Origin of the sequence: Paenibacillus sp. Soil522 (assembly GCF_001428245.1) — a bacterium.
Taxonomy (GTDB): Bacteria; Bacillota; Bacilli; order Paenibacillales; family Paenibacillaceae; genus Pristimantibacillus.
This window is the reverse complement of record NZ_LMRV01000033.1, coordinates 40,932-58,559: the sequence shown is the minus strand read 5'-3', so window position 1 is coordinate 58,559 and position 17,628 is coordinate 40,932. Positions and strand designations below refer to the sequence as shown.

Below are 17,628 nucleotides of genomic sequence, written 5' to 3'. Positions count from 1 at the left end.
CCATTTTAGAGGGTTAGGTAAATATTTCGATTTGTTTAACCACAGCAGATGCTGCCTTGAATACCACCTTCAAGAAACGCAGGCCTTCGCTCGGCAGCTTATCGATAGTGATTTTGTTTGTTTCCTCATACTTGCTGGCTTCCAGCGGGAAGAAAGTCTTACCATCCAACGAGTAAAATAGTTCTTGAAGTGAAAGAGCAATAGTTCCTGCAAAAGTAATTACAGCATGTTCAGCCTTCTTGCGTCCTTCTAGATCGACCATAATCCACTGCCCTTCCGCTTCATTGGAGGGCTTCCAATACGTATCCGCCAGGTCGTCGGTTACGTTCATTGCAGGATGCCCCGCTTCGTAGCTGCTGCAAAATACGGGTCTGCTTCTTGCAATATTGTAGCTGGATCCGTGTGCCGGCGCCTTCATCACTGAAGGCGGAGGCGGCTGAAGGCGAAGGGACTGACCGCTCCATAATGTTCCGCCAACGGCCTCGAAGCTGATTTCCGCAGACCGCACCCCTTCTGCCCTTGCCTCAACCTTGATCGTCCCCGCGTAATAGGACCTCATTTCAATGGCTCCCATACCGTCGAGGAAGCTATTGTTTTCCGGTGAAAACCGTATCGACTTCCCTGTAGGGAAAAACCCGCCCCCGTGGATAATCTCAAGCTCGACCTGCAGCGGATTGCTGATTCGCTTGCCATCTCGGTCAATGACTTCAACGATAATATGCGTATCGTCTGTACCGTCGGTGGCAATCACATGCTTATCAGCCGTCAGCCTAAGCGCGTAAGCCATCCCTTCAGAGGCAGGCTGCGGCGGCGCAATGCCAAGCAGCTCGTTGCGATACCAATACCAAGCATTTAATGGCAAACGATAATAATCGATCATCCCCATATAACCCATATTAGATGCTATGCTGCCATGATGGAAGCCGCACCATAATGCCTTGCCAGATCTCCAGCGCGGGTTGCTCTCCACTCCGTCCGTATAGCCTGGCTCATATTCTCCCGGCCTTACCGCTATGGCACTGCCGTACTCCGACACGAAGCTAGGGAAGCCTGGATCAATATATAATGAGGCTCCGTCTCCGTTATAGCCTGCGATGTCTCCGAGCACATCGAACCCTTGCCGCTGTGCGCCGCCAACAGAGGCAGGGCGCGACGGATCAAGGCGATGCGACTCTTCTACGAGCCGGACGATAAGCGCGCGCGCGTCATCCATAACCTCGGCATCGCTGAAAAACGGTTCATTGCTCATGCTCCATGTAATGATGCTGGGATGATTGCGATTTGTACGGATCATCTCTTGCAGCGTCCTCATGCAGCTGGCTTCGAACTCTTCTTTATCTTCTTCACGAACCGGATACGCGCTGCTTGCCCAATAACCTTCCGTGTTAGCGCCCCCGATTCCCCAGTAGCAGAGCTCCGACCAGAACAACAGTCCTTGCTTGTCGCACTCTGCTGAGAAATGTGTATGATGCGGGTAGTGAGAGCCTCTTATAAAATTCATGCCGCAGTCCTTGATCAGCTTAACATCGCGTGCAATGCCGGCTCTTGTTACGGCGTCGCCCCACCCGGCATGATCCTGATGCACATTGGCGCCGATGATGTCATAATGCTCCCCGTTCAAGAAGAAACCTTCCTTGGCATCAAAGGTAATCGAGCGCACCCCGAAATTGGTTTCATATTCGTCTTGCAGCGCATCGTCCACATACACATAGCTCTTTAATCGGTATAGGTTAGGCGAATCCGGATGCCATAACATTGGCTCAGCCAACAGCTGTTGCTGACTAAATTCAAAGCTTTGTCCCGTTTCAATGGACTGCCGGCTCCTCATCTCACAAATGTCCGTACCTTGGTATTCCACGACGGATACAAGCAAGCAGTCCGCCGTGTTCGCCGCTTCGTTCACGACTTCGGTTTTGACCTTCAAAGCAGCGCTTTCAGCGGAAACATCGGAAGCCGTAACGAAAGTGCCATACCAAGCGACGTGCACGCGCTCGGTAACAATGAGGCTGACGTCACGGTAGATGCCTCCGTTAAACACATGCTCTCCCGCTCGCGGAGCAAGACGAGGATTCCACAGATTATTCAACCGCACAAAGAGCAAATTATCTCCCTCATGTACGAGTTCCGATATGTCGATATGGAATGCCGTATATCCGCCCTTATGATTGCCGGCCCATTCGCCGTTGACATAGATGTCGGCATCCTGGAACGCCCCCTGAAACTCTAGCGATATTCTCTTGCCTAGCCATTCCGACTGAATGGCAAAATGCTTGCGATAGCACCCGTAGCCTACATAAAATTCATTCTCCATGAAATAAGGAATGCCGAACGAATGCGGAATCCCGATATCATACCAGCTCGAATCATCGAATGAAACTTCTTTGCCCTCGGCAATATCCCCATACATAAAGGTCCAATCGTTGTTGATTAACGTCTGATGCCTTTTGGTCAAGCTTGTTGCCATGCTTTGTTTTCATCCCTTCCAGTAGTAAAATAAATATATGATTTTATGTTTCTAGTATAATTAGAATATGAACCATTTTATATAACTCTATTTTAATATTTTTAAAACTATATTATGATTTGTTTAAATAACTTTATTAGAGGTGATCTCCTTGTCTGAACGAGAATTCTACTTGCCTAACTTCTCTGAGTTTCGTTTCTTCTGCTTTCCTCATTCCGTTGGCAATTTCGTGCAGCCAACGGATCATAACGTAAATCGCCCCGACGGCGTCAGAGATTACAGCCTGCATTATGTGGCAAGCGGAAGCGGGTATATAGAGCTCGATGGCGAAACGTTCCAGCTTCGCGAAGGAGATGTGTTCTGGCATATTCCAAATGACAGAATGCGGTATTATCGTTCGGAAGAGGAACCGTGGAATATTTTTTGGATACAAATGTACGGCAGCACGCTGCCTGCGTTTGTCGCGGAGAACGGCTATCATCAATCGGGCATTTGGAACATCAAGGACGGCAGTCTGCTCGAGAGTAATTTCATAAGCCTTCTCGATGAAATCGAACAAAACAACTTTTTGCGCCCTTCGCGCATATCCGCACTCACTTATAGCGTGCTTATTGAATTTCTTAGCAGCGCCACTCCATTCTCTCATTACCGCGGGGTAGACAATGCCGAGAAAATGCTGGCCTTGCTGCCCGAGATGCAGCGCAAAGCCCATCTTCCGTTCATTCTCGAGGATTGGGCTGCTGCAACCGGCTATACTCCGAATTATTTTTGCAGCTTATTCAAGAAAGTAACGAGGATGACACCCGTCTCCTATATTACGAAATGCAGAATTCAGCTAAGCAAGCATTTATTGGTTAGCCATCCGATCATCCCGATTAAAGAAGTCGCGAAACGAGCCGGCTATCCGGGCTTCAGCTATTTCAACAAAAAATTTATGGAGTCCGAGGGAATGACACCGGGTGAATTCAGAAGCAATCATATGAAAGGATAAATGCTATAGCGTACAAAAAACAACCGATCTTCTCTACTTTTTCACTAGCATTTCGGCATAACAAACCTAGTAATTGTTCGTCCTTCAACTCACATAAACGTGCCTGGCTGAGCATATACCTATAGGCTCAGCTCCTCGCTCTCAATAAGCAATTTGCGCATGCGGACAGCCCTATTGCCGCCGATTCAAAAGTGGTGCTTCCACCGCCGGAATTACCGGCTGCTCAGCCTGCGCTGCCACCATTCTCATCCGTTGAAGGACCTGATTATCTAGACAGCCGGATACCTCTAATACCCATCGATAAAATGGAACAAACGGATTACGACGTGCTCATCGTCGGCAGCGGCGCCGGAGGCGGTGCCGCGCTCTGGCGTTTGTGCGAGCAATGGGGGCGGGAAGGCAAACGGATCGGCGTCATAGAGGCTGGAATGCCTTGCTTCCCACTCATTCAGGCAATATTACGACGCTTATCGGGGAACAAGTCTACAAGCTCAAATTCGGCAATGTCGATGTCGTAGGGAAATACGTTCCGGAAGACCGTGAGGTATCCATCATCCTCGCTCTTGACAACGTTTTCCAGGCCGTAAATTAGAAAGGTCGAACGCCTCTTAAAGATAGCACTTTCCATTTGGATGAATTATGTAAATATATCACGTGAGTAAGTGGTTGGGCGACTAGCCGGTTAAACGATTGCTTCTCTTCGTCGCCTTCCTTTGGATTCTCAGCTCGGCTTTTGCTTCATCCGTCGCAACCACTGGGTGTAGGGCTGCCACAGTAATTTCGTCATCCATCGGTTCAGTTGTAACAGATTATGCTCAACCTTCATCTTCTAGATTCACGAGCAAGAGCATGTGAATCAAGAGGCTCCAAGCATGTATTCCTCTTGAGGCGTATGACAGAAATAGAGATATCTTTCTCGCAATAGCGATCGAATGCCGCGTAGTCGATGTATCCGCGGTCAAACACATACGTGACGCCTGGTTCATCGACAAGCTCGTCGAGCTGCCATCTTCTAGCTTTAGCTATCTAAATTGTTTCAAATTAAAAACACGTCCTAGTCGACGTGTTTTTAATGAAAACTTCAGTTTTACCGCTTCGCCTTATAAAACTCATGATAAAGCTTCATCAACGCCCTTTTCTCTATCCTTGAAACATAACTCCGCGAGATCCCAAGCTCCTTCGCAATCTCCCGCTGCGTCCGCTCATCCCCGCCATGCTCACGACTTCCTTCTCCCGGTCATCCAATATATCGAGGTTTTTATATATCTTGCTTTTCTCAATCTTCAGCTGCACCTTATCGACAATATCATCGGCCTCTGTGCCGAGGATATCTATAAGCGTAATTTCGTTTCCTTCCTTATCCGTGCCGATCGGGTCATGCAAAGAAACGTCCTTCCGAGTTTTCTTAAGCGACCGCAGATGCATAAGTATTTCATTCTCGATACAACGAGCCGCGAACGTCGCGAGCTTCGTGCCTTTGCCGGTTTGGAAGCTCTCGATTGCCTTAATCAATCCAATCGTACCGATCGAGATTAGATCCTCCAGATCTTCCCCTGTATTATCGAATTTTTTGACGTTGTGGACACAACCCGATGTAAAACTAAACGTGAACTCAATCCAGTTCGTCCCTTCTTTCTTCAATCTAACAATACTTTCTTCCAAACTTTTATTCCCTTGTAGAGACTGGAAGCCTTTTAACTGGTCTAGGCTATACAGTTCTGCATTTCCACTCTCCGTTGCTTCCTTATATTCCGTCTCTGAAATCATACCGCTAGCCAACAGTCTAATTAAGCTTGTATTAAGTTCCTTCAACTTTTTAATGCGCCTTTGAAGTAACTGCACTTGCTTTTCTGATTGTTTTCTTGCTTGTAAGGTCTTTACCTCAAGCCAAGCCTTATGCTTTGACAAGATGTAAATAACTACCCCTACGGCTAGGCTTGTTTGCTAGAAAAGGATTAATTAGGTCCTGAATAGAATTATATTTTGATAATGATTTGATTAGAAATGAGGGGGCCAGGAATTGTGTCGGTCAATAGAAAAGTTGAGTTTCCTTCATTAGAAACAGAAAGACTAAATCTTAGGCTTTTAACACTACAAGATTCCAGAGCAGTATTTAAACATTTCTCAGATGAAGAAATTACAAGATTTATGGATATTGAATCATGTAAGGATATAAAAGAAGCTGAGGAAATTATTAGATTTCATCTAGAGGATTCGGGCTGTCGGTGGGGGCTGTTTGACAAAAACAATAATAGTTTAATCGGTACATGTGGATACCACTATTTAAGAAAAACGAATGATGTCTTTATAGCAGAAGTCGGATTCGATTTATCTAAGTGATACTGGGGCAAAGGATTAATCTCTGAAGTAATGAAAGTAGTAATTGATTTCGGATATACAAAAATGGGACTAACGATTATTGATGCAACTGTTGAACCAGAGAATGAAAGGTCAATTAGTTTATTGAGGAAATTAGGATTCAAAAGGGAAATTGAACTTAGAGATAATTTAATATATTTTTATTTGAATCGAAACAGTTTCGAAGATAGCAGGGAAGTAATCTGATTTTTTTGTTTAAATAACATCATTGTACGATAACATTTCTAAAAACAAAAAGAGGGGTTCTTCGCCCCTCTTTACTATTTCCGCCAATACAGATATCTGTATAATGAGTAAAAGAAAAAGCAGCCCCTGGTAAAGGTGAATGAGTAATTTATTTTCATAACGTACTAAGCCGTAGTTCATAAAAATACTGCACAATTGGATGCTTTAACTTCATCTTCTCGCTCATATTTAAAATTCGCTTTTTTCCAGCTCGTCTGTCCACCAAAGCTAGAATATTCAATAAGATATTATTGCTCTCTATGCTTTCCTCTATAGAAATGGATAAAAACTTATTAGCTATAACGATAAAATTTGATTTACTTAATGATGACTGTGCCGACAAAAGCTCCTTTGCATATTCTGATTTTTTTCTACTTCTTACAATTACTTTTAGACGATCCTCCGGAACTATCCCCTTGGTATCTTTTCTGACTGCTTCAATTTCTTCATTGTTGATAGGAATTTGGATATCTGAATCATTCTTAATTTCCAGCTCCGTCTGATACCATCTGATTAAGTTAGTTGTATCACTCATATTAAGTACGTTCTTTTTATCTACTGCAATATAACAAAGCCCTGCTTTATCGGGTAAATAACGGTAGCTCGTTGCACGGTATTCGACCCTTCCATATAACGCAGGACAGAGAAAACTCTCCAGATTTTGTTTCAATTTGCTCCAGGCCATGTACTACTCCTTGTTCTATATTAATAACTACCTATTGAGGCGGTTGTTCTATTATCCATAATACTATAACCAACATCAATCCTCTATGTTCGAATGAAAATACCTCCATCGCTGAGGGGAAAGCAACTTAATGCTTGCTATCAATGTGGTTACCATTCAACTCTTATTTTAACTATTAACTCTTTAGGATAGTTCATAAAAAAAAGCCTGCTTTCTCAGCAGACCTTGTTCAAGCAGTTACTTTTCAATGTCCTCCCGTTATATCCGTACTACACTCAACATGTGTTGAGTTGACAGGGAGTACAGGCTTTTATTACTAACGGAATGGCATTTGCCCACGACTTTATAGGCGCCTTATACGGCGTCTTTTCTTTTGCGCAGGAACGTATTCCCGACGTCCTACAACGCCATATGCGGCGATTCCGGGCGGCTGATAATAAGAAAAACGGGGCAGCTCACGCCGTCCCGTCCCTATGTTTTTCGATATATGCCGCGATTTCCGCAAGTAACGAAGCCTTGGCGCGGCTTTCAGCCGCCGGGCGGTGTCTTCAATCGCCGGAGCGGCGTACCCTCCACGTCTGCCCACTCCAAGGGCGCTTCGCCACCTCTGAGCGTGGCGGGGGAAGGAACTCCGTTCCTGTGCAACACCGGTCGAGTAGGTCGGCTACGCGTCGCTTTACAGAGCCCTTTTCTGAGCCGTTGCAAACTCTTGCCCAGCCTTGGTGCCCCCATCAACCAAGATGTCGACCCCAGTCAGGTAGCCGGGTGCTTCGCTTGCGCAGAACGCGATAACAGCCGCGACCTCCTCGGGCTTGCCGAATCGCTTGATTGCTGCCGACTTCACTAGGTCGCCTGCGCCGTGGTTCTCCTCTAGACGCCCCATCGCTGTATCGAAGCTCCCTGGAGAGATAGAAACAACCCGGGCTCCTCGCTCGCCGAACCTGGCCGCAAGGAAACGGCTGTACCAGTGGACAAAGTTCTTGCTGATCGCGTAGGCCAGTCCGGGTTTCAGCTTTCGGCCGACGAACCTCGCGCGACTGACGATTGCTTTCTCGAAGTCGTCGGGTCGTTGCTCGGCAAGGCGGAAAGCACGGAGCGGGATGAGGAGCTTGGGAATGCTATGCCCGGCGGTTGATGCCACATTGACGAGTGCGTCACCGTCGGCAGCCCGCGCGAAGAATGCCTGCGCAATGTTGACGGTGCCGGTTGCGTTTATGCGGGCAATGCGTTCAGCCGTACCCATGTGCGGACTGATTCCAGCGGTGTGGACTACTGCACGAACGTGACTTCCTTCGGACTCCGCGCGCTGAAACAGTTGCTCGACGGATGCCTTGTCGGTGATGTCGCAAACCACGCCAATTGCTTTAACTCCGGCCATGGCCAGCTCGCGCACCGCATCATCGAGGCGCGTCTGGTCGAGGTCTGCCAGCACGATTCGGTGGTCGTGACCCATGAGTCTTGCCGTTGCTAGCCCCATGCCGCCGGTCCCGCCGGTGATGATTGCAGTAGCCTGCAGCGCATCCGTGGCCGTCTCAAAGCTCCTTTCGGTCATCGGTTCTCTCCTGTTGCGTGGACTTGGCCCCGAGTGTTATATGATTTTTGAAAAAGAGTGCTTAATATACTCATAATATCTATCAACCAACCACACCTCCTCTAATGATTACTAGATTTAGGTATTTCCATAATTGCCAAACAATATACTCGAACTAGTAACAAGAACATGCGTACTAAATCGTATTTTAGTGCCATTAATTATCAGTTCCAAAGGTGCAGCGCATCACCAGCTTGCATCATTTCTATCTGGAAAAAAGGAAACACAAACATCATCGGACCGGCAACGAGCACGGCCAGCGCCATCCATGCGGATAAACCCGGAAATTTGGCGATGTCTACGCTGATGTAGACATCGCCTTGGTAGCACAAGCTTTGCTTTTGCCACGGCTGGATACCACTGTATCGAGTTCCTAATGACCAAACGTTTTCCGTTTACCAACCTCTTTGGGGCGCTGGCTGATTGAAGTACCAACAAGGAAACGGCCTCGTGTTTCCGTAGATTTACGGCTCTTCCCTTTTTGTTGCAAAAGACGAATCTCACCCGATGCAAGAAGACCTGCATAGAGCTATCTGTAGATGGTCTTAAAACAAACGATTCGCTTTGCTTCTTTCCTGCGTCTACTTCGCGGACCGTATTCCTTCCTTGCAACGAGGCTCCAACGAAAACGGCAATGGTCTCCTGTGGGAGTTCTTTCCCAAGGGACACGATTTCACAGAGGTCAGTGATGAGGAATTGGCTGATGCCATTCGCCTAATTAACAACCCTCCTCAAAAATGTCTGGGCTGGAAGTCCGCTCACGTATCTTTAATGGCCGAAGTGTCGCACTTAGCTTGACAAACCGTCATATAAAAAGCCACGTTCTAGGACGTGGCCATCATGCTTAACTTTATAACATAAACGGACATTTTTAAAAATAATTATTATCTCTTCGCCTTATAAAACTCATGATATAGCTTCATCAGCGCCCTCTTCTCAATCCGCGATACATAGCTACGCGAAATTCCCAATTCCTTCGCAATCTCCCGCTGTGTCCGCTCATCACCGCCATGTTCGAGCCCGAAACGGCCGATGACGACTTCCTTCTCGCGATCATCCAATATATCGAGGTTTTTATATATCTTCGATTTCTCAATCTTCAACTGCACCTTATCGACAATATCATCGGCCTCCGTACCGAGGATATCTATAAGCGTAATTTCATTGCCTTCCTTATCCGTGCCGATCGGATCGTGAAGTGAAACGTCTTTCCGTGTTTTCTTCAAGGAACGCAAATGCATAAGTATTTCGTTTTCAATACAACGAGCGGCGAATGTAGCAAGCTTCGTACCTTTACCGGTCTGAAAGCTCTCGATTGCTTTGATTAGACCGATCGTTCCGATCGAAATCAAATCCTCTAAATCCTCACCAGTATTGTCGAATTTTTTGACGTTATGAACACAACCCAATGTAATTTGAGTTTTACAACTGATACATCACCCTAAACACCATCGCCGTACGGCTAGCGAGCTGTAATTCGAGCTTACCAGCCGCCCATTTGAACTGCGAGCGCGGTCCAAAACCGCCAAAACGCGCGTCGTCCGTATCAAAAATCAGTTCAACAGGCGTTGAGTCAAAACTGACAAATTTCGTGTCCGTCGGATGGAAATTGAAAGCAAAGAGCAAATCGCCCTTCTGGTAGGCTAGCAATTTATCGTCGTTTTGAATCCACTTCTGTTGCAGGCTTGCGGTCTTCTGTAAAAATTTTGAATCGTGCTCCAGCGCAATCATCGCATTGTCAAAATCGAGCAAATACTGAAAGCGAAGCTCTGGATTGGTCGCAAGCGACCATTGCCGCCGCGCATGGTCAAACGAGTCGCCATTACCCTCGCGCGGAAAATCGAGCCATTCAGGATGGCCAAATTCATTGCCCATAAAGTTCAAATAGCCCTCGCCTGCAAGCGAAAAAGTGACAAGCCGCAAAACTTTATGCAGCGCGATCGCACGGTCAATAATCAGCGACTGCGAATGAACATCCATCGAACAGTAGAGCTCAGCATCCGCGAGCCACATCATGAGCGTCTTGTCGCCGACAAGCGCCTGATCGTGACTTTCCGCATAGCCGATATTTTTCTCTCCTGGCCGCCGCGTCGTCAGCTCCCACCAAAGCCCCATCAGGTTCAGCTGATCATCCGATTTCGTCTTGAGCTGCTTGATCCAGTAGTCAGGAATGCCCATGGACAGACGATAGTCAAATCCAATGCCACCATCAGCCAGCGGGAGCGCCATACCTGGCATCGCAGACATATCTTCAGCAATCGTCAGCGCTGATGGATTGACCTCGCGGATCAGCTCATTTGCGAGCATCAGATAGACGATTGCCTCGATGTCCTTATCCATTGAGAAATATTTCTCATAGCTGTCAAAGCCCGTCCCGAGCCCATGATGGTGGTAAAGCATACTCGTCACGCCGTCAAAGCGGAAGCCGTCAAAATGATAAACTTCGAGCCAAAATTTCAGATTCGATAGCAGAAAATGAATGACCTCGTCCTTGCCATAGTTAAAAAGCTTTGTGTTCCAAGCCTCGTGCTCTCCGCGATCGCCCTCGTGGAAATATTGCGACGTCGTGCCGTCAAATAAATTCAGTCCTTCGCCCACATTTTTCACCGCGTGCGAATGGACGACGTCTAATAGGACACGCAGCCCCAGCCCGTGCGCTGTGTCGATCAATTCCATCAGTTCGTCAGGCGTTCCAAAACGGGAGCTGATTGCATAAAAATTTGATACCTGATAGCCGAAGCTCGCGTAGAGCGGATGCTCCATAATCGCCATCAGCTGGATGGTGTTGTAGCCAGCCGCCTTGATCCGCGGCAGCACGTCGCGCGTAAATTCCTCGTAGCTATTGATCTTATGCTCCTCTGAAGAGATACCAATGTGCGCCTCATAAATCAGCGGCGCTTCAGTTGACAGGTCGGGCGCGGCATTTTTGAACTGATAGGTTGGCTGCATAATCACACCATCAAATTGATAATTATCATTTTGTATGGCGTAGCTGATGTAACTCGGCACGCGATAGAGCGGCTCACCATCCACGATCAGTTGAACCTTAACCTTCGAGCCGATTGGTAGGCTGCCCGGCATGCGCAGCTCCCAAACACCGCCATTCAGCCGCGTCATCTCGTGCGAAAGCCCATTCCAGCTGTTGAAATCGCCGACCAGATACATCATCTCCGCATTCGGCGCCCATTCACGGAAAGTCCAGCTGTCGCCGTCCTGATGAAAACCGAAATATTTGTAGCCATTCGCAAAATCCGAAAGTGTCTGATTTTCACCACTCAACAGCCGATTTTTCGTCCGCTCAAATTCCGACATCCGTAGCCGCAAGTCTCCCTCAAACGGTGCCAGCCACTGGTCAATCTCCAAAATTTTTAATGATTCGTTTATCGTCGCAACTTCCATAGTCACACCTCACTATTGTATCTATTGTATCTATGGTACATTTGCAGCATCTCTTGGTGCGTTCTCTCTTTCTCTATAAAGAATTATTCGCCCAGTAGTTAAACACTCCTGCCCTTAACATTAATTCAATAAAAACGGGAGCTCATCATATGATCTTTACAATATATTTTCTTGAAATCATGGAATCTTTAGGATAAAATTTCAAAACTGGAGTCTGAGGGGGACAAAAAGGATGAACTTTATTTTTTTCTCGCCGAATTTCCCAAAGTACTGCACCGAATTCTGCTTTCACTTGAAAAACTGCGGAGTGAATGTGCTTGGCATCGGCGATGCAGATTATAACGATCTCAACGAAAAACTGAAAAATTCCCTTACGGAGTACATCAAAATTAATCGTCTGGAAAATTACGACGAGGTTCTGCGCGCGGTCGGTTATTATACCCATAAATATGGTAAAATCGATCGTTTTGAATCACTTAACGAGCATTGGCTGGATCTTGACGCGCGCATTCGAACGGATTTCAACATTTTCGGTACGAAGCTCGATTTTATATCCAATTTAAAACAAAAATCGAAAATGGAAAAGTTTTTCAATAAAAGCGAGGTCGAGTCCATACGTTCCATAACGAAATTCCATCGGGTGAAGGCAAAAAAATTTATCGAGAAGATCGGCTATCCCGTCGTCGTAAAGCCAAATCAAGGCGTGGGAGCGAACATGACTTACAAACTCGCGAGCGAGTCGGAGCTGGAGCATTTCTTGCATACCAAACCATCGGAAGTCGAATTTATTATGCAAGAGTTTATAGACGGCGTCTTGCTAACCTACGACGGTCTTGTCAACAAAGATGGAGAAATCGTATTCGCAGCAAGCCACGAATTTCCGCATAGCATCATGGATACCGTAAATTCTGGAAATCATTTCAGCTATTATGGTTTAAAGGAAGTAAGTAAGGAAATCGAGGAATCCGGAAGAAGGATCATTCGAACCTATGGGATCAAAGAAAGCTTTTTTCATCTCGAGTTTTTTAAATCCAATGCAGATGGAAATATTATTGCGTTAGAAGTCAATATGAGGCCGCCGGGTACGTGGATGACGGATGCGATCAACTTCACTTACGATATCGATATTTACAAGCTATGGGCGAATATGATTGTTAACAATCAGGTGGAAGGACCTTTTGCCGGTAAGTATTATACCGGGTTTGCCAGTAAAAAAAACCACCTCACCTACGCTCATGAGCACGAAGAGATCATGCAGCGATATCATCATGAAATTGTCAAACACGACAGCATTACGGATGTGCAAAGCCAATCTAGAGGAAATTATGCGTATCAATTTCGTTCAAAGGACTTTGATAAAGTGAAACAAATTACAGCTTATATTCATGCAGTGGAAAATAGAATCAAGGTGTTCTCATGAAAGTAACCTATCACAAAGTATATAGCGGCAACTTGCATCGGGACATGGAATACAAAATATACGGACATCAAGGGAAGCCCTTACTTGTTTTTCCGACCTCCTGCGGACGGTTTTATCAGTATGAGGAATCCGGCATGATCAGCACGTTGGAAAGTTATATTGAACAAGGAAAAATTCAAGTTTGGACATGCGACAGTATTGACGAAGAGACTTTTTATGCCAAGAACTCGACGACCGATGAGAAGATGAAACTCCATGACCAATATGATGCCTATGTGAAAGATGAACTCATTTCTTCCATTCTCCGTCAAAGCAAAGAGAACAACGGTGGAGGCACGCAGAAGATCTTGGCGACGGGATGTTCGCTCGGGGCTTATCACAGTACCAATATGTTTTTCCGGCACCCGCAATATTTTGACAGTTTAATTGCTTTAAGCGGTTTGTATTCGACCAATCGATTTTTTGGAGAAGAGGTCCCTCCTTCAGCTTATTTCCATTCACCGCTTCACTATTTAAGAAACTTGGAGGACGCTTTTTATCTGAATCAATACAGGAACAGCAAAATCATCATTTGCACAGGCCAAGGCGCTCATGAAGATTTAATGCGATCGGAGACGCAGAAGCTCAAGGAAGTGCTGCAGGAGAAACACATCCCGGCAAGCGTTGAATTTTGGGGGTACGATGTCAATCATGACTGGTACTGGTGGAGGAAGCAAATCCTTTACTACATGGATCGCTGCTTAAGTTAAAAAACGCCAGTCCTTTCATTACTGCCTCATACCTTGTTCAGACGATGATTGTCGACACCAAAAAAGCTTGAGAATGCTCTGACATTAGCATTCTCAAGCTTTTCCTACTTCTTCGCCTTATAAAACTCATGATACAACTTCATCAACGCCCGCTTCTCAATCCGCGATACATAGCTGCGGCTAATCCCCAGCTCCTTCGCAATCTCCCGCTGCGTCCGCTCATCCCCGCCATGCTCCAGCCCGAAGCGGCCAATAACAACTTCCTTCTCGCGGTCATCCAATATATCGAGGTTTTTATATATTTTGCTCTTCTCAATCTTCAGCTGCACCTTATCGACGATATCGTCGGCCTCCGTGCCGAGGATATCGATCAACGTAATCTCATTTCCTTCCTTATCCGTGCCAATCGGATCATGCAAAGACACGTCCTTTCGAGTCTTCTTCAAAGAACGAAGGTGCATCAGTATTTCGTTCTCAATACAACGAGCTGCAAAAGTCGCGAGCTTCGTTCCTTTTCCAGTTTGGAAGCTCTCAATCGCTTTAATCAAACCGATTGTCCCAATCGTGCTCTTACCGCTCCCATTGTTCCCCGCAAACACAAACATAGTTGCGATTGGCTCACTCATGCTCAAGATCCTGTTCATTAATCCGTTCTATTTCACCATTGCTATACTCTCTTACAAATTGGCCGTCATTCGTTTTGTATACAATATAAGTGCCGTTTGCTTTAGCATCAAGCTTTGCTCGATCACCAGTAAGCTTGATGAACTTACTTAAATCTTGTATTCGACGATTCATTCTTCATCCCCTCCATTTCATTATGCAATTAATATTAAAACCGGAGCATTTCTAATATCACAAGTATAACACAAACCGTTTTACACTAGTACATTCGAGAAGCCCACATAATGTGAATATAAAGAGGTTACCGATGTGTCATAGCTGCGAATTCAATACTAACGACCGGAATACAACATGTATCGGAATATCTATTCTAACAAAAAACAGACGTCCTCCTGACTGAGAGGTCGCCTGTTGCACATATATACTCCATCAAAACAACGACATTTGCCCCATTCGCGAATCGATCCGCTCCAGCGTATCTGGCGTTAATGAAAAGAAATCTATCTCTCATTTCTACCTATCGGAACCACCGGATCAGAGGCTCGAAAGCATAGTTTTAACAAAATATAATCTTAATGTAACCTTTCATAAGTGCGCCATTATTCCGTTAGCATCCCAATCGTCATGCTGAATAGCTCCCTGAAAAAGGACTATACCATGGTATACTTACTCGATCATGAAACCGCGGATGGAATATATCGATTTACGATTTAATCTGTTACAATTGGAAGACAACAAAGATTTTCGGACTTTTATCCGATTACCTTCTGTTTTTAAAAGCCTCTTTCCGTTCGTTGAGAGTTACTCTGTTGCACCAGCTGCTTCTCTCATCCCAGCAGTTACTTCAGAAACGACTTGAGATTGTGAAGTTGCATCAAACTCAAATTCCTTCATCATCATACTATAGTGAGCAAGATGATTTTTCTTTTCAAATATGCTCTTGAAGACACTCAAATATCTGCTTGCTATGTCCAGGTTACTTTCTACATATAAATCCTCACTAATAGAATGAGATCCATCATTTATCCAGGAAAGTAATGAACGACAAATCATTTTTTCTTCATTATCAAACTCATTTTCAAGATCATCAATGTTTGAATCGCCAAAGAATTTAAAATAATTCTCAAGAATTCGTCTCATTGTATTTTGGATTGATACAAAATTATAATTATTTGGATTCCTTAGTTCCTTCCAGAGTAATTCGTAAGATGTCCTAATTGGATTCTTAGGAAATGGCTCAATTGTTGTTGTGTCATCATTCTTTCTTAATATCCAATAAGTTGCTTCTCCGAAACCTTTATTCCCTTGGTTGAAGGTAACTTCTTTGTGAAAATAAATATTATGCGTTAGAACAAATAATTGTTTGATATCGGACGAATCCTCTTTTATTTCAAAAATTATTTTTCTAATAAGACTACTAACCATAAAGAGAACACTACTATCCAGACTGGAAATGGGGTCATCAATAACTACAATTTTCTCGGACTGTATATCCTTAATTTCATTACTACCTTTTAACAATTGGTAAAAATAAAGAAAAGTGATGAACGTTTTTTCGCCTTCACTAAGGGTGTCATGAGCATCTTCACCATTCTCTCGAACAATCCTATAATTACCTTTTTCAGCAGCGGAAGCCAAACGAAATGATTTAAAGCCAAATGAATGTAATATCTTATTAATCTCGGCTACGGAGTGATCAACGCTTGTTACTTGCTGTTGCTTTAGATATAAATCTTCTTCAAACTGATTCTTGAAATTTGTTTTTTGTTGTTTACTATTTTCTAATCCTAATACTACCCTTTCGATATCTCCTTTCTTTTTCATAAATGCTTGATAGTTCGAGTTATTTTGTTCGATTATGTATCTCCATATATCTCTGGACAGATTTTCTTTTTCATTTTTTATATTTTCAATTAGTTTATTATGCTTATCAATCTTTTGATTGGATTCGTTTACTTCTTGATTTATTTCAAAAATCAAAGCCTCTATCTCTGCCAACTCAATACTTCTGCTGGGCTCCTTTATTTTACCTTCAATTAACAATTTGTTTTCTTCAAGCTTCGATTTAATTAATTTTAGACTAATCTCGATTTTTTGTTTATTAGTGAACTCACCTTTAGAGTAATCCAACAAGGATTCAATTTGTATGATTACATTCTCTACATTCTCAATATATTTTTTTGATATCAACTCTAATCGTTGAATGTTAGCAATATAAGATTGATCAAAATATAAATTCAGCTTCTCCTCAAACATAGATGGAAGTGTTTGCTGGCAGAAAGGGCATACGTCATCTGTCTTTTTCACAATAATTTGACCTTGTTTAACCCAGTCACTTATTTGTAATTTTGTAATCAACTTAGCAATATCTACATCTTCTTTTCCGATGATTTTTCTTCTGAAAATATGGTCATCATCTAATCGTTCCTCTAGTAATATTCTGTTATTTTTTTTGATCATTTCACCTTTCAACTCGTAGAGACTGCTTTTGAGTTTTCCCAATTCTTCTAGCGAACGAATTTCTCTTGAATTATTTGTGGCTTCCTCTAAAAATTTAGCCATAAATTTATCTCGTGAATTTCTAACTCCTTCAATCGACTCTTTAAAAGAGTCATCTATTCTCTTTTTTATCTCCCAACATGAATCTTTAAAATCATCACTAATGCCAATTAAAACGGATTTCTTTTCAGAAATTGTCTCTTTTAATTTTAAAATTGCTTCATCATGTTTTCTTATTTTCTCTCTAAGTTCAGTAATCTGAGACTGCAGCTCCACAGACTCTTTACCCAATGTAAATATCCCTCTAATGGAATTACCTATCCTAAAGTTTTCATCCACAAAATTTCGATTGTAAACACAAATCTTAAGTACCTTACCATTCCAATCCATGGTACTTTCAGGATACACTTCTGGTCTTCGTAGATATTCTGTTAATGTAGTTTTTCCAGTACCATTGTTTCCATAAACGAAATTGACCTTCTTTAAACTATCCATCGTAATACCTAAATGATTATATGTAGCTGCATTTTTAATACTAAGTTTTTTGATCATACTACATGCTTGCCCCCCATCTTTCTCAAGTTTATATAGACTCATTTTAT

General features: G+C 44.0%; 13 protein-coding genes and 5 pseudogenes. 6 read left to right on the top strand and 12 right to left on the bottom strand.

Annotation, left to right across the window (positions count from 1 at the left end):
* Nucleotides 1-13: 13 nt before the first annotated feature.
* Nucleotides 14-2,464: a glycoside hydrolase family 2 protein gene (locus tag ASG81_RS09110; RefSeq protein WP_056632250.1), complete on the bottom strand. Its 2,451-nt coding sequence runs from the start codon at nt 2,462-2,464 to the stop codon at nt 14-16.
* A 151-nt stretch (nt 2,465-2,615) separates the two neighbouring features.
* Between ASG81_RS09110 and ASG81_RS09105 the strand changes: the two genes are divergently transcribed.
* Both ASG81_RS09105 and ASG81_RS30730 read left to right on the top strand, forming a co-directional pair.
* The gene (locus tag ASG81_RS09105) at nt 2,616-3,455 is read left to right on the top strand and encodes a helix-turn-helix transcriptional regulator (protein WP_056632245.1); all 840 of its coding nucleotides are present in this window, start codon (nt 2,616-2,618) and stop codon (nt 3,453-3,455) included.
* Nucleotides 3,456-3,646: 191 nt separating this feature from the next.
* Complete coding sequence (locus ASG81_RS30730; RefSeq protein ID WP_162255010.1) at nt 3,647-3,973, top strand: hypothetical protein; 327 nt, start codon at nt 3,647-3,649, stop codon at nt 3,971-3,973.
* A 346-nt stretch (nt 3,974-4,319) separates the two neighbouring features.
* Here the strand turns inward: ASG81_RS30730 and ASG81_RS32615 are convergent.
* A pseudogene (locus tag ASG81_RS32615) lies at nt 4,320-4,472 on the bottom strand (IS4 family transposase); the annotation flags it as partial.
* A 70-nt stretch (nt 4,473-4,542) separates the two neighbouring features.
* Nucleotides 4,543-5,096: pseudogene (gene sigK / locus ASG81_RS31925) on the bottom strand (RNA polymerase sporulation sigma factor SigK).
* A gap of 363 nt (nt 5,097-5,459) precedes the next feature.
* On the opposite strand from sigK (ASG81_RS31925), the pseudogene ASG81_RS09090 reads away from it, so the two are divergent.
* A pseudogene (locus tag ASG81_RS09090) lies at nt 5,460-6,020 on the top strand (GNAT family N-acetyltransferase).
* Between the two features lie 154 nt (nt 6,021-6,174).
* Here ASG81_RS09090 and ASG81_RS09085 read toward each other — a convergent pair.
* The 4 genes and pseudogenes from ASG81_RS09085 to ASG81_RS32610 all read right to left on the bottom strand — a co-directional run.
* On the bottom strand, nt 6,175-6,744 hold the full coding sequence (locus tag ASG81_RS09085) for an SF0329 family protein (protein WP_056632240.1): 570 nt from the start codon (nt 6,742-6,744) through the stop codon (nt 6,175-6,177).
* A 676-nt stretch (nt 6,745-7,420) separates the two neighbouring features.
* On the bottom strand, nt 7,421-8,296 hold the full coding sequence (locus ASG81_RS09075) for an SDR family NAD(P)-dependent oxidoreductase (protein ID WP_200961463.1): 876 nt from the start codon (nt 8,294-8,296) through the stop codon (nt 7,421-7,423).
* Between the two features lie 203 nt (nt 8,297-8,499).
* A complete protein-coding gene (locus ASG81_RS30720; protein ID WP_155971369.1) occupies nt 8,500-8,667 on the bottom strand; it encodes a hypothetical protein in 168 nt (55 codons plus the stop codon).
* Between the two features lie 44 nt (nt 8,668-8,711).
* A pseudogene (locus ASG81_RS32610) lies at nt 8,712-8,918 on the bottom strand (IS30 family transposase); the annotation flags it as partial.
* Here ASG81_RS32610 and ASG81_RS32605 point away from each other — a divergent pair.
* Nucleotides 8,915-9,133, top strand: a pseudogene (locus tag ASG81_RS32605) (transposase); the annotation flags it as partial. The pseudogenes ASG81_RS32610 and ASG81_RS32605 overlap by 4 nt on opposite strands.
* A gap of 86 nt (nt 9,134-9,219) precedes the next feature.
* Here the strand turns inward: ASG81_RS32605 and sigK (ASG81_RS09070) are convergent.
* Nucleotides 9,220-9,768 (bottom strand): RNA polymerase sporulation sigma factor SigK, encoded by a 549-nt coding sequence (gene sigK, locus ASG81_RS09070; protein WP_081417215.1) that lies wholly within the window; start codon nt 9,766-9,768, stop codon nt 9,220-9,222.
* Nucleotides 9,758-11,734, bottom strand: coding sequence for an alpha-amylase family glycosyl hydrolase (locus tag ASG81_RS09065; RefSeq protein WP_056632233.1), 1,977 nt, complete (start codon nt 11,732-11,734; stop codon nt 9,758-9,760). The genes sigK (ASG81_RS09070) and ASG81_RS09065 overlap by 11 nt, the downstream gene beginning before the upstream one ends.
* A gap of 232 nt (nt 11,735-11,966) precedes the next feature.
* Between ASG81_RS09065 and ASG81_RS09060 the strand changes: the two genes are divergently transcribed.
* Both ASG81_RS09060 and ASG81_RS09055 read left to right on the top strand, forming a co-directional pair.
* Nucleotides 11,967-13,154 (top strand): ATP-grasp domain-containing protein, encoded by a 1,188-nt coding sequence (locus ASG81_RS09060; RefSeq protein ID WP_056632231.1) that lies wholly within the window; start codon nt 11,967-11,969, stop codon nt 13,152-13,154.
* A complete protein-coding gene (locus ASG81_RS09055; RefSeq protein WP_056632229.1) occupies nt 13,151-13,903 on the top strand; it encodes an esterase family protein in 753 nt (250 codons plus the stop codon). The genes ASG81_RS09060 and ASG81_RS09055 overlap by 4 nt, the downstream gene beginning before the upstream one ends.
* Nucleotides 13,904-14,007: 104 nt before the next feature.
* Here ASG81_RS09055 and sigK (ASG81_RS09050) read toward each other — a convergent pair whose 3' ends face one another.
* The 3 genes from sigK (ASG81_RS09050) to ASG81_RS09040 all read right to left on the bottom strand — a co-directional run bounded on the left by sigK (ASG81_RS09050) (nt 14,008) and on the right by ASG81_RS09040 (nt 17,578).
* Nucleotides 14,008-14,529: an RNA polymerase sporulation sigma factor SigK gene (gene sigK, locus ASG81_RS09050; protein ID WP_081417214.1), complete on the bottom strand. Its 522-nt coding sequence runs from the start codon at nt 14,527-14,529 to the stop codon at nt 14,008-14,010.
* Nucleotides 14,522-14,701, bottom strand: coding sequence for a hypothetical protein (locus tag ASG81_RS32600; protein ID WP_056632226.1), 180 nt, complete (start codon nt 14,699-14,701; stop codon nt 14,522-14,524). Before ASG81_RS32600 ends, sigK (ASG81_RS09050) begins: the two co-directional genes overlap by 8 nt.
* A 627-nt stretch (nt 14,702-15,328) precedes the next feature.
* Nucleotides 15,329-17,578: an AAA family ATPase gene (locus ASG81_RS09040; protein ID WP_056632225.1), complete on the bottom strand. Its 2,250-nt coding sequence runs from the start codon at nt 17,576-17,578 to the stop codon at nt 15,329-15,331.
* Between the last annotated feature and the right edge of the window lie 50 nt (nt 17,579-17,628).

What these genes read in the sequence shown, in the direction of transcription:
- ASG81_RS09110 (WP_056632250.1), bottom strand. Translation starts at nt 2,464, where the DNA reads ATGGCAACAAGCTTGACCAAAAGGCATCAGACGTTAATCAACAACGAT.
- ASG81_RS09085 (WP_056632240.1), bottom strand. Translation starts at nt 6,744, where the DNA reads ATGGCCTGGAGCAAATTGAAACAAAATCTGGAGAGTTTTCTCTGTCCT.
- ASG81_RS09075 (WP_200961463.1), bottom strand. Translation starts at nt 8,296, where the DNA reads ATGACCGAAAGGAGCTTTGAGACGGCCACGGATGCGCTGCAGGCTACT.
- ASG81_RS09065 (WP_056632233.1), bottom strand. Translation starts at nt 11,734, where the DNA reads ATGGAAGTTGCGACGATAAACGAATCATTAAAAATTTTGGAGATTGAC.
- ASG81_RS09060 (WP_056632231.1), top strand. Translation starts at nt 11,967, where the DNA reads ATGAACTTTATTTTTTTCTCGCCGAATTTCCCAAAGTACTGCACCGAA.
- ASG81_RS09055 (WP_056632229.1), top strand. Translation starts at nt 13,151, where the DNA reads ATGAAAGTAACCTATCACAAAGTATATAGCGGCAACTTGCATCGGGAC.
- sigK (WP_081417214.1), bottom strand. Translation starts at nt 14,529, where the DNA reads ATGAGTGAGCCAATCGCAACTATGTTTGTGTTTGCGGGGAACAATGGG.
- ASG81_RS32600 (WP_056632226.1), bottom strand. Translation starts at nt 14,701, where the DNA reads ATGAATCGTCGAATACAAGATTTAAGTAAGTTCATCAAGCTTACTGGT.
- ASG81_RS09040 (WP_056632225.1), bottom strand. Translation starts at nt 17,578, where the DNA reads ATGATCAAAAAACTTAGTATTAAAAATGCAGCTACATATAATCATTTA.